General features: G+C 33.8%; 11 protein-coding genes. 6 read left to right on the top strand and 5 right to left on the bottom strand.

The features are described 5' to 3' along the window. Complete coding sequence (locus RMR09_RS10620) at positions 1-1,164, bottom strand: 2-isopropylmalate synthase (protein WP_310595776.1); 1,164 nt, start codon at positions 1,162-1,164, stop codon at positions 1-3. 153 nt (positions 1,165-1,317) lie between these two features. Between RMR09_RS10620 and RMR09_RS10615 the strand changes: the two genes are divergently transcribed. The 6 genes from RMR09_RS10615 (at position 1,318) to RMR09_RS10590 (ending at position 6,733) form a co-directional block, all read left to right on the top strand. Further along, a complete protein-coding gene (locus RMR09_RS10615; RefSeq protein WP_310595775.1) occupies positions 1,318-2,862 on the top strand; it encodes a hypothetical protein in 1,545 nt (514 codons plus the stop codon). Between the two features lie 80 nt (positions 2,863-2,942). Beyond that, positions 2,943-3,896: a 2-oxoglutarate and iron-dependent oxygenase domain-containing protein gene (locus RMR09_RS10610; RefSeq protein WP_310595774.1), complete on the top strand. Its 954-nt coding sequence runs from the start codon at positions 2,943-2,945 to the stop codon at positions 3,894-3,896. 174 nt (positions 3,897-4,070) lie between these two features. Further along, entirely contained in the window at positions 4,071-4,475 is a 405-nt protein-coding gene (locus RMR09_RS10605; protein ID WP_310595773.1) for a GxxExxY protein, read from the top strand. Positions 4,476-4,629: 154 nt separating this feature from the next. After that, complete coding sequence (locus tag RMR09_RS10600; RefSeq protein ID WP_310595772.1) at positions 4,630-4,962, top strand: translation initiation factor; 333 nt, start codon at positions 4,630-4,632, stop codon at positions 4,960-4,962. 59 nt (positions 4,963-5,021) lie between these two features. After that, positions 5,022-5,888, top strand: a complete 867-nt coding sequence (locus RMR09_RS10595; protein WP_310595771.1) for a nucleoside phosphorylase — start codon at positions 5,022-5,024, stop codon at positions 5,886-5,888. A 2-nt stretch (positions 5,889-5,890) separates the two neighbouring features. Next, positions 5,891-6,733, top strand: coding sequence for a substrate-binding domain-containing protein (locus RMR09_RS10590; protein WP_310595770.1), 843 nt, complete (start codon positions 5,891-5,893; stop codon positions 6,731-6,733). 51 nt (positions 6,734-6,784) lie between these two features. Here the strand turns inward: RMR09_RS10590 and RMR09_RS10585 are convergent, their stop codons facing one another. From RMR09_RS10585 to RMR09_RS10570, 4 genes are all read right to left on the bottom strand, one after another. Next, on the bottom strand, positions 6,785-8,218 hold the full coding sequence (locus tag RMR09_RS10585; RefSeq protein WP_310595769.1) for a TolC family protein: 1,434 nt from the start codon (positions 8,216-8,218) through the stop codon (positions 6,785-6,787). Beyond that, positions 8,211-11,375: an efflux RND transporter permease subunit gene (locus tag RMR09_RS10580; protein WP_310595768.1), complete on the bottom strand. Its 3,165-nt coding sequence runs from the start codon at positions 11,373-11,375 to the stop codon at positions 8,211-8,213. The genes RMR09_RS10585 and RMR09_RS10580 overlap by 8 nt, the downstream gene beginning before the upstream one ends. Before the next feature lie 24 nt (positions 11,376-11,399). Continuing rightward, complete coding sequence (locus RMR09_RS10575) at positions 11,400-12,482, bottom strand: efflux RND transporter periplasmic adaptor subunit (RefSeq protein WP_310595767.1); 1,083 nt, start codon at positions 12,480-12,482, stop codon at positions 11,400-11,402. Positions 12,483-12,611: 129 nt separating this feature from the next. Continuing rightward, positions 12,612-13,001: a hypothetical protein gene (locus RMR09_RS10570; protein ID WP_310595766.1), complete on the bottom strand. Its 390-nt coding sequence runs from the start codon at positions 12,999-13,001 to the stop codon at positions 12,612-12,614. Between the last annotated feature and the right edge of the window lie 87 nt (positions 13,002-13,088).

The following is a 13,088-nucleotide window of genomic DNA, read 5'->3' as shown; positions in this document are numbered from 1 at the left end:
TTAAGCTTGTAAACATTTACTTGCTTCAACGATTTGATGAATATCCTCGTCCATCACTTCTTTCTTAATATCGGCAAATTTCAAGAATTCGACATAAACGATATCCAATTGTACTTTAGTCAACTCATAGCCTACTTTTTTAGCTCGGTAAGCCAAAGCAGCTCTACCACTTCTTGCAGTAAGAATAATTGACGATTCATTAACACCTACATCCAAAGGATCAATAATTTCGTATGTCGCTCTGTTTTTGATCACACCGTCTTGGTGAATTCCAGAACTGTGAGCAAAAGCATTGGCGCCAACAATAGCTTTGTTAGGTTGCACCATCATTCCCATACTATCTGAAACCAATCGGCTCATTTCATTCAACTGTTTTGAATTTACATCAGTATATAAATTCAAATAAGGATGTTGTTTGAACACCATTACTACTTCTTCTAAAGCTGTATTTCCAGCTCTTTCGCCAATACCATTAATAGTACACTCAATTTGACGCGCTCCATTAATAGCTCCTGCGATAGAATTAGCAGTTGCCATTCCTAAGTCATTATGACAGTGACAAGAAATAGTCACATTTTCAATTCCTTTTACGTTTTCCTTAAGGTATTTTATTTTGGCTCCATACTCATCAGGCAAACAATACCCTGTAGTATCTGGAATATTAAGTACAGTTGCCCCTGATTTAATTACTTCTTCGCAAACTTGTGCTAAAAAAGCATTATCAGTTCTACCAGCATCTTCTGCATAAAACTCTACATCTTCCACATACGATTTAGCATGCGCTACAGCAGCTTTGGCTCTAGCAATAATATCTTCTTTTGTAGTGTTTAATTTGTGAACAATGTGCGATTCAGAAGTTCCAATTCCAGTATGAATACGAGGTTTTTTAGCATATTGAAGTGCTTGAGCCGCCACGTCTATATCATTTTTTACCGCTCTGGTCAAACCACAAACAGTAGCATTTTTTACAATCTTACTGATTTCTGAAACAGATAAAAAATCTCCAGGGCTTGAGACGGGAAATCCCGCTTCGATAATATCAACACCCATTTCGTCTAATCGACTGGCAATTATAAGCTTTTGTGCAGTATCTAACTTGCATCCAGGGACCTGTTCGCCGTCTCTTAAAGTGGTATCAAAAATTTGAACTTTATCTTTATTCATTTTCGTTTATTTAATGTAATTTCACATCTTGAAACAAAATTAGATTTTAATAGTTTATTACAAAAATCATTTTACTAAAATATACTGCTTATAAAGCCAATAATTACTATATAAGCAACTGATATTCAATATTTTAAATCTTTATATTTTACAATGGCTAACCATCAAAAAGATTTCTTATTTGTATTAATTAAATCGCTTTCAAAATCAGAGAAACGCCAATTCAAGATTTTTGCCAGCCGATTAGAGACTAGTTCGAATACAAAATTCATCGAACTGTTCAATATTTTGGACAAGTCCGAGTTGTATGATGAGAAGCTTATTTTGAAAAGTGGTAGTATCAAAAAAGTACAATTATCGAATTTAAAATCCTATTTGTACAAACAAATTTTAGTGAGTATAAGGCTGAATATTCCAAGTCAGAATATTCGCTACCAATTGCGAGAACAGATTGATTTTGCTACTATTTTATACAACAAAGGTTTATACAAACAGAGTTTGAAAATCTTAGACAAAACCAAACAACAAGCCTTAGAAAACGATGAAAAACACATGGCGTATGAAATTGTAGAATTCGAGAAACTTATCGAGTCGCAATACATTACCCGAAGTATTCAAGGGCGCGCAGATGAATTAGCTGTTCAAGCCAAAGAATTGAATTACCGCAATACTATTTCAAGTAAATTATCTAATTTATCGCTTCAATTGTACGGCATCATGCTGAAAACAGGCTATGTAAAAAGCGATGAAGAATACCATCAAATTGACGATTATTTCAACAAACACATTGCTAAATTTGACGAAGATAAATTCGGATTCCGAGAGAAATACTGGTATTTCAACGCTAATCTTTGGCGAAGTTTCTTAGTTCAAGACTTTTTATCTTGCTATAAATTTGCCAATAAATGGGTGACTCTTTTCTATGATAATCCCAATATGATTTATTTGAATCCCGTATTTTTCCTAAAAGGAAACCATTATTTATTGGAATCTTTATTCATGTTGAAATACAAAACTAATTTCAAGAAATACTTAATTCAACTAGAAGAAACCATTAACGACCCTAAATTTCCGGTCAATGATAATATTGCGTCTTTGTCATTCCTCTATTTGTACAACAATAAATTAAATTATCACATTCTGGAAGGTAGTTTCGCTGAAAGTGAATATTTAATTCCTGAGGTTTTGTATAAAATGAATATTCATAGCGAGCATTTAGACGAACACCACGAAATGTTGTTTTATTATAAAATCGCTTGTATTTATTTTGGAAACGAAAAATACAATGAATCGCTATTCTATTTAGAAAAAATCATCAACAATAAAAATCTTACGATGCGCGAAGATTTAATGTGTTTTGCACGACTATTGTATTTGATTCTACACTATGAATTAGGTAACGATTATTACTTAGAGAATCAATTGAAGAGTACGTATAAATTTCTATTGAAAATGAATGACTTACATGAAGTTCAAAAAGAAATTATTCGCTTCTTAAAAAACTTAAATACGATTTATCCTGGAGACATCAAAAAAGAATTTATCAAGATGAAGGAACGCTTCGTTGAATTAGAAAAAAACACCTACGAAAAACGCGCTTTCTTATACCTTGATATTATTTCGTGGTTAGAAAGCAAAATTGAAAATCGAAAAATTGGCGATATCATTCGTGAAAAAGCCCAATTAAGCAATCGATAAAACTACATTTCCCTTAATTAAAAATATTACTTACATTTGTGAGAAGCGTTTACGCTTTTTAGATATTAAATACATACAATATGCAAAACATTCCTAGTGTTGACTTGCGTGATTTCCTGTCGGATGACCCGGCACGTAAACAAAAATTTGTAAATGAAATCGGAAGAGCCTACGAAGATATTGGCTTCGTAGCATTAAAAGGTCATTTTTTAAATGATCAATTGGTTGAAAATCTATACAGTGAAGTACGAAATTTCTTTTCGTTACCACTAGAAACCAAATCAAAGTATGAAATCCCAGGTATTGGTGGTCAAAGAGGTTATGTTTCTTTTGGAAAAGAACATGCTAAAGGACGCTCCGCTGGAGATTTAAAAGAGTTTTGGCATTTTGGACAATACGTAAGTGATGATTCCAAATACGCTAGCGAATATCCCAAAAACGTTACCGTAAATGAGTTAGCTAATTTCAATTCGACCGGAAAAGAAGCCTACCAAATGCTTGAAAAAACAGGTATTTATGTTTTAAGAGCATTAGCTTTACATATCGGTTTAGATGAATTCTATTTCGATAATTTTATCAAAGATGGTAATAGTATTTTACGACCAATCCACTACCCTCCTATTACAGATGAACCTAAAGATGGTGCGGTTAGAGCCGCAGCGCATGGCGACATTAATTTAATTACTTTGTTGATGGGTGCTCAAGGTAAAGGCTTGCAAGTTCAAAATCATAACGGAGATTGGATTGATGCCATGGCACAACCTGACGAATTGATGATTAATGTGGGCGATATGTTGTCAAGACACACGAATAACAAGTTAAAATCTACTATCCATCAAGTGGTAAACCCTCCTAGAGAATTATGGGGAACGTCTCGTTATTCGATTCCTTTTTTCATGCATCCTGTAAGCGATATGCCCCTAAATTGCCTGGAACAATGTATTGATGCGACACATCCTAAACAGTTTGACGACATAACCGCTGGTGAATACTTAAATGAACGTTTAGTTGAATTAGGATTGATTAAGAAATAAACTCAACTCAATCTTTTATAGTTTATTAGAACACAGATTATTAAAATTTTAAAAATTTTTAAAATCTGTGTTCTAAAAATAACCTAATCATAGATTTTTTTTAGATTTCTCTAGTTTCTTAATCCGTGAACCAAAATAATATATTTATACCCAAAAATAACTTCCCAAATCAAAATGAAAAACTACCCCCACCAAGAATTAACCAAATCGATAATTGGTATATATTATGACGTGTATAATGAATTAGGCTATGGCTTTCTTGAAAAAGTATACCATAGAGGTATGATTATAGAACTAAATAAAAATGGATATGAAGTTGAACACGAAAAGAAAATAGAAGTTTTTTATAAAAATGAAGTAGTTGGTATTTATATCCCGGATTTAATAATCAACAAAGCAGTAATTCTTGAATTGAAATGTGTTGAATACCTTATTGAAGCTCACGAAAATCAGTTAATCAACTATTTAAAAGCAACAGATTGTGAAGTGGGCTTAGTATTAAATTTTGGTAAAGACCCTCAATTTAGAAGAAAGATTTTCACAAATGACTTAAAAAAACGCAATAAATACAAGAACTAAGATTTCTCTAATCTGCATTCAAAAAAACAACCAAATTATAAATTTTAAAGATTTCTCTAATTTCTATAATCAGTGTTCTAAAAAAAATGTAGCTAAAATATTAATTTTCAGATTTCTCGAATTTCTCTAATCTGCGTTAAAAAATAAACAAACAATGGACTTACAAGAACAATTAAAAAACCTTTTTCCCGATCATCAAATTTCTGAAGAACAAGATGTTGTCGAAGAAAATGAGCATGAATTATTCGTTCAAGCCGAACCTATGATTTGTAAATTTGAAAAGCGCAAAGGAAAACCTACTACCATCATTGCCGGTTACGAAGGTGCTGACGAAGATTTCAAAGTTTTAGCCAAAGAAATTAAAAGCAAACTTGCAGTGGGTGGAACATTTAAAGATGGAGAAATTATCATTCAAGGAGATTATCGCGATCGTATCATGAAAATGCTTCAAGATAAAGGTTTTAAAACCAAACGCGTAGGCGGATAAATTCGATGTACTAAGTACGATATTCGATTTACGAATTTAAATTTTACACATAAAACAAAATGATTGCATCATCAGAATTGATATTAAACCCTGACGGAAGTGTGTATCACTTAAGTCTAAAGCCCGAAAATATTGCCCACGATATAATTTTTGTGGGTGACCAAGATCGTGTCGAAAAAATTACACAGTTTTTTGATAGTATCGAATTCTCCACACAAAAAAGAGAATTCAAAACCCAAACTGGATTCTATAAAGGCAAGCGACTAACAGTACTTTCGACCGGAATTGGCCCTGATAATATTGATATTGTCTTGAACGAATTGGATGCCTTAGTTAATATTGATTTGAATACGCGGCAGCCAAAAGAAAACTTAACTTCTTTAAATATAATCCGAATTGGAACCTCAGGTTCTATACAAGCGGATATTCCTGTAGATAGTTTTGTAATGTCAAAATTCGGAATAGGTTTAGACAATATGTTGCGTTCTTATATTGTGGATGCGGTAACTCATAACGAAATCGAAGACGCATTCATTGAACAAACCAATTGGGATGCGCGCAAAGGAAGACCTTATGCTATCGCTTGTTCTGAAACCTTAGAAAAAAGAATTGCAAGTGACCGAATGCACAAAGGAATTACCTGTACTGTAGGCGGTTTTTACGGTCCCCAAGGGCGTGTTTTGCGTTTGCCTATACAAGATAGTCAGTTGAATGCTAAAATGGATCATTTTCAATTTAACGGTAACCGAATTACTAATCTTGAAATGGAAACTACCGCTATTTATGGGCTTTCGGCTTTATTAGGACATAATGCCTTATCCTTAAATGCGATTATTGCTAATCGAGCTAAGGGAACCTTTAGAGAAGATCCTACCAAAGCTGTCGATGAATTGATAGCCTATACTTTGGATAAATTAGCCCAATAAATATGACTTCTTTAAAGATTGTTGGCGTTCCAGAACATTTCAATTTGCCTTGGCACCTATGCCTTGAAAATGGCGAATTTGAGAAAGAAAATATCGATTTGCAATGGACCGATGTTCCTGAAGGAACGGGTAAAATGTGTCAGATGCTTCGCGATGGAAGTACTGATATTGCCGTTATTTTAACCGAAGGCATCATCAAAGATATTGTGAATGGGAATCCATCTAAGATTATACAAATCTATGTTGAATCACCATTAATTTGGGGAATTCACGTTGCTGCTCAAAGCAAATACAAAACGCTAGATGATCTAGAAAACACCAAAGTAGCCATTTCACGACTCGGTTCAGGCTCCCAATTAATGGCATATGTTAATGCTAAAAATCAACATTGGGAAGCCGAAAAATTGCAATTTGAAATTGTCAATACTATTGAGGGTGCAGTAACCGCTTTGACTTATGGAACAGCTGATTATTTTATGTGGGAGCGTTTTATGACGCAGCCGCTAGTGGACCAGGGCATTTTTAGACGAATTGCAGATTGCCCTACTCCATGGCCTTGTTTTGTGATTGCGGTGCGCGAAGACGTATTGGCTACACAACCCGAAGCTATTGCTAGTCTGCTCAAAATCATCAATGCCAAAACTCGGGATTTTAAAACCATTCCCAACATTACAGACCGTTTAGCCACTACCTACCATCAAAAAATTGATGACATCAAAGAATGGCTATCCTTAACCGAATGGTCTCAAGAAAAAATGGACAGTGCTATGGTAGATCGTATTCAAAAACAATTGTTGGAATTGCATATTATTGACAAGACAATTCCTGTAACAACTTTTGTATAACTAAAAAACTCCTTCAGTATTGAAGGAGTTTTTTGTTTTGAAACAATTTTCTTATTTCCAACCACCTCCTAAATCTCTGTATACATAGACTGAGGCGTTAATTAAGTCTTTTTGGGTTTCCACCAATTCTAATTTGGATTCCAAAGCATCTCGTTGTGTCATCAATACTTCAAAATAATCGACTCTCGCTGATTTAAACAAATCATTGGAAACCGAGATAGAACGATCCAAAGCACCCACTTGTTGGGTTTTCAAACTGAAGCTTTTTTGTAAATTATCAATTTTTGACAATTGGTTTGAAACTTCTACGTACGCATTTAGAATTGTTTTTTCATAATTGTACAAGGCTTGTAACTGACGAGAATTCGCACTTTTGAATTCGGCTTTAATTGCATTTCTATTGATCAAAGGGGCTGCCACATCGCCTACTAGAGAATACAATAATGATTCAGGTGTTTTAAATAAATACGACGATTTGAACGCATTGAATCCTACTGAAGCAGAAATATCTAACGAAGGATAGAACTCAGCTTTAGCCACTTTTACATCTAATTTAGAAGCTTCTAATTGCAACTCGGCTTGTTTTATATCCGGACGATTGGCTAACAATTGTGATGGTATTCCTGATTTCAGTTGCGAAGGCAATGCGCTAACTAAACTTGTTTTATCTCTCTTGATTTCCTGAGGATAGCGTGCTAATAAGAAATTAATTTTATTCTCCGTTTCTTTAATTTTCTGAAGAATATCAAACTCCATACTTCGAGAAGCAAATACTTCTGCTTCAAATTTCTGAACCGCTAATTCAGTAGCGCGTGCAGCTTCTTTTTGGATCTTTACAATTTCTAAAGCATTTTTTTGGATTTCAATACTTTGTCTCACAATTTCTAATTGGCTATCGTAAGCAACTAATTCGTAATACGAACTAGCTACTTCAGCAATTAAATTAGTAATCACAAAATTCTTTCCTTCAACTGTAGCTAGATAGCGACTAATTGCCGCTTTTTTACTATTGCGCAGTTTTTTCCAAATATCGACTTCCCAATGCGCATAAGCGGCTAATTTATAGTCTTGCAAGGCTTCAGGAAATTCATTGCCAGGAGTAATTTCAGTAGAAGCATCACCAGCACCTTGACTAGTATAACGTCCCACTTTTTCTACTCCTGCACCCGCTCCTAAACCAACTGTAGGCAACAAAGCACCTTTTCTAACTCGAATATCATTTTTAGCAATTTCAATTTCTTGCAAGGTTATTGCTAATTCTTGATTGTTTTTTAAGGCTACGTCAATTAAATCAACCAAGTTTTTATCCTTGAAAAAATTATGCCACAAAATGGTCGAAGTATTAGCTGTATCCTTAGTATTTACAAAAGCCTCAGGAAGCGGGTTAGTTGCTGTTAATGGCTTTATGTCCGGTGTTTTACAGCTTATTACCGCTAGGCATAAGCCTAACGGAATAGCTAATTTATGTATCTTAAATTTAATCATTGTTATTAATTTCTTCAGTTAAAGGATTTTCGTCTTCGTTTTTAATGAATTTAACTTTTTCTGACATTGTTCCAAAGATGTAATACAAACCTGGAATAATCAAAACCCCACAAATAGTCCCTATAAGCATTCCACCAGCAGCTGCAGAACCTAATGTTCTGTTTCCTATTTTACCTGGATCAGAGGCTAAAGCCAATGGAATTAATCCTGCAATAAACGCAAAAGAAGTCATCAAAATAGGACGGAATCGAACTTTTGCTCCTTCCATGGCTGCATTGATAATTGTTGCACCTTGACTATGTTTCTGAGCCGCAAATTCAACAATCAAAACGGCATTTTTACCTAAGAGTCCTATAAGCATGACAAAGGCTACTTGCGCATAGATATTATTGGCTAGACCAAATAATTTTAAAAATAAGAAAGCACCAAATATACCGGCAGGTAATGATAAAATGATTACCAGTGGCAAAATAAAGCTTTCATATTGAGCGGCAAGAACTAAATAGACAAATCCAAGACAGATTAAGAATATATACAATGCTTCATTTCCTCGAGCTACTTCATCTGCCGAAATACCAGCCCAGTCTATTCCAAAACCTCGAGGTAATGTCTTTTCTGCCACTTCTTTCACTACCTCAATTGCTGTTCCACTACTATAACCTATTGCAGGAGCTCCACTAATTTCAGCAGCATTATACATATTGTGTCTTGTGATTTCTGACAATCCATATACTTTTTTCATTGTCATAAACGCAGAAAAAGGGACCATTTCATCTCGATCATTCTTTACATATAATTTTAAGATGTCTTCAGGAAGTTCTCTGTATTCAGGAGCTGCTTGAACGATAACTTTATATTGTCGATCGTATTTAATGAAATTAGTCTCATAGTTACTACCTACTAAAGTTGATAAAGTATTCATTGCATTTTCAATACTTACGCCTTTTTGCTGTGCAAGATCATTATCAATATCAAGAATATATTGAGGAAAACTAGCACTATAAAAAGTAAAAACTGAGGTCAATTCGGGACGTTTTTTTAATGCCGCAACAAATTCCTTACTTACGGTTTCCATTTTTTTATAATCTCCAGAACCCGATTTATCCAATAAACGTAATTCAAATCCACCTGCAGCACCATAACCTGGAACCGCTGGAGGTTGGAAAAATTCAATTGTGGCACCTGGAATGTTTTTGGCTTGTTCTTCTAATTCTTTGATGATTTCCTCAACATTTTTACCTCTCTCGTGCCAATCTTTTAAATTAATTAAACAAGTTCCTGTGTTGGCTCCTGTCCCTTCGGTTAAGATTTCATATCCCGCAAGTGCAGAAACAGATTGTACTCCATCTATTTTTTCAGCAACTTTTTGCAATTTCTCGGCTACCTCATTAGTTCTCTCTAATGAAGACCCTGGAGGGGTTTGAATAATAGCATAGAACATACCTTGGTCTTCCCCAGGAATAAATCCTGATGGTAAACTATTATTAATAAAAAATATTCCTGTACAAAAAACCAATAGAATCCCTATTGATATGGTTCGTCTATTAATAAATAGCGCTAGTATTTTTTGATAGGTATCCGTTAAATTATTGAATCGATGATTGAAGGCATCTAAAAATCGGTTCACTAAATTTTTTGGTCGGGCAACTCCATGGTTATTTTTTAACATTATAGCACACAATGCTGGTGTCAAAGTCAATGCTACAATTCCTGATAGGATAATGGCTGTAGCCATTGTTATTGAGAATTGACGGTAAAAAATACCAACAGGACCAGACATAAATGCTACCGGAATAAATACTGCAGCCATTAAGAAGGTAATTGCTATAATGGCTCCTCCGATTTCGGACATTGCTTTTTTAGTAGCTTTTCTAGCAGAAAGATGTTCTTCTTCCATCTTAGCATGCACCGCTTCAATAACCACAATGGCATCATCTACAACCACACCAATGGCTAATACCAATGCAAATAATGTAATTAAGTTAATGGTGATACCAAATAATTGCATAAAAGCAAATGTACCTATTAAAGATACGGGAACGGCAATGGCAGGAATAAGTGTTGAACGCCAATCGCCAAGGAATAAGAAAACCACTAACCCTACTAAAATAAAAGCTTCTACTAGTGTATGAATTACTTTTTCGATAGAAGCATCCAAAAATTTAGAAACATCATAACTTATTTCATAATCCATCCCTTTAGGGAACGATTTTTTTAATTCATCTAATTTTGATTTAACATCTTTGATAACTTGACTAGCATTACTACCATAGGATTGTTTAATAGAGATTGCTGCTGATGGTTTTCCATCTAAACTCGAATAAATATCATACATAGAACTTCCAAACTCAACATCAGCTACATCTTTTAGTCGAAGTAATTCTCCATTAGGATTTGCTCTAACTACGATATTACCATATCCTTCTTTGGTAGTATATCTTCCTTTGTATTTTAAAACATATTCAAAGGCTTGAGATCTTTTACCAGAACTCTCACCTGTTTTTCCTGGTGAGGCTTCTAAGCTCTGATTACTCAATGATTCCATAATTTCATCAGCCGATATCTTATAGGCCAACATTCTATCTGGTTTCAACCAGATACGCATGGCATAATCACGGTTTCCTAGGATATCTGCAAATCCAACTCCATTAACACGTTTTAAATCCGAAAGAATATTGATATCGGCATAGTTGTATAAGAATTTTTGATCAGCGCTTTTATCTTTACTAAATAAATTAACATATAAAAGCATGTTAGGCTCTTCACGGGTTATCTTCAAACCCTCTCTAACCACCAATGGTGGTAGTTTATTAATTACAGAGGCTACCCTATTTTGAATGTTAATCGCTGCTTGATTAGGATCGGTTCCTAAATTGAATATCACTTGTATGGAAGCTTCACCATCATTTCCTGCATCAGAAGTGATGTATTTCATACCAGGAACTCCATTAATGGCTCTTTCAATCGGAATAACAACCGCTTTAATCATTAATTCACCATTAGCTCCAGGATAGGCAGCAGTAATATTAACTTTTGGAGGTGATATGGATGGGAATTGTGTTACCGGTAAGCCAGTCATTGCTAATACTCCCAAAAATATAATAACAAGGGATATTACTATTGATAATACCGGCCTTTGTATAAATTTATTAAACATTGATTTATGATTTTAAGGATTAAATTACTCTGCTTTCAATCTCAAATGAGAAAGCACATACAATGGTTTTTGATACACATAATTAATCTTATCATCATCATTTACTTTCTGAACACCTTCTAGTAAAATTTTGTCTGTCTCATCAATACCACTTTGAACTACATATACATCTGGTAATTCTCCTGTAATTTTAATTTCCCTTGATTTTACAACATTATTTTTATCTACTACAAACACATATTTCTTGTCTTGAATTTCGTAAGTCGCTTTTTGAGGAATAATTAAAGCATTTTTAACTGGCACAGTCATTAACACTTTACCTGTTTCTCCATTTTTCAAGAGTTTATCTGAATTGGGGAAACTAGCTCTAAAAGCAATATTACCTGTTTCACTATCAAATTCACTTTCAATCACTTCAACCTTACCTTTGTATTTATAGTTTTGACTATTTGCTAAACGTAAACTAATTGTATTGCTACCACGTCCACTTTTATTAGATTGATATTCTAAATATTCTGGCTCAGAAACATTAAAATAAGCATACATTTTACTATTATCTGAAAGGCTTGTCATTAACTCTCCTTCTTCAATTAGACTTCCTAATTTTTTAGGAATTCTGTCAATTGTCCCTGAAAATGGCGCTTTAATATCAGTGAAAGACAAATGTAATTTTGCCAATGCCACTTCAGCTCTAGCTTGGTCTAATTTAGCCTGAGCCATTGCTTGTTCATTTTTAGACACAATATTTTTGTCGGCTAATGTTATTGCATTTTGCAATTCGATTTCTGCTGCTTTTGCCTCTGATTGTGCTTTTAGTAATTCAGCCTCGTACATTTTAGGCATAATTCGAAACAACAACTGACCCGCTTGTACAAACTGACCTTCATCGACATAGATATTTTGCAAAAAACCTTTTTCTTGAGCTCTAATCTCGATATTTCGAACAGAACGTATCTGAGAAACATACTCTTTTGTGAATGAAGTATCGATTCGTACAGGATTGGTAACGGCATATTTACCTTCCTCTTCTTTAGTTTCTTTTTTTTGATTACAACTTAAGTTGCATAATAGGGCTACAAAGCCAGCGAATAATAGTATTCTCTTCATGGTAATAAATAATAAATTAAATGTATTGAAAATCGGAAATAAAGAACGCCTAAAAATTAGGTTTACAACATTTATAAGAGATAATGCTTTTGTAAACTAATCAAATTTAGGAATCTAGTTTTGAGGAAATCAGATTCTTAAAACTCTGTTTTTAATGTATATAGGTGATGAGGCTAAACAAAAGGAAGTGTCAAAATGAATTGTAGTACAATTTAACAATAATGGATATGAAAAATCCAAATACCAATTATCTAAAACGTTGCTTTTGAGTAGAAAATTTTTTTGATTAGTCGCACCACTTTCATCATTATTATGATAGTCTTCTTCTAATTCAAGATCAGCACAATCAGTAACAACAGTAACTTTTTGTTCTAAATTTCTAAAGTATTCGTGATTATTTTCTTGTAAAACAAAAGAATTTGTTTCAGCTGAGTGCAAATTTTTCAGATTAACAGAAAAACCTTGACTATAGCCAAGCAGAAAAAAACAAAACGATATGAAAAATACTACTACTCTCATTGGGATCCAAAAATAAGTAAAAAAAGTATGCTAATTCTATTTTTGTGTTTTTTATAACATTAAGAAACTTCCTAATTAAGTAAATAG

This window comes from Flavobacterium sp. (assembly GCF_031537875.1).
Taxonomy (GTDB): domain Bacteria; phylum Bacteroidota; class Bacteroidia; order Flavobacteriales; family Flavobacteriaceae; genus Flavobacterium.
Note: the sequence above shows the minus strand (reverse complement) of the source record. Positions and strands in the feature narration are given on the sequence as shown.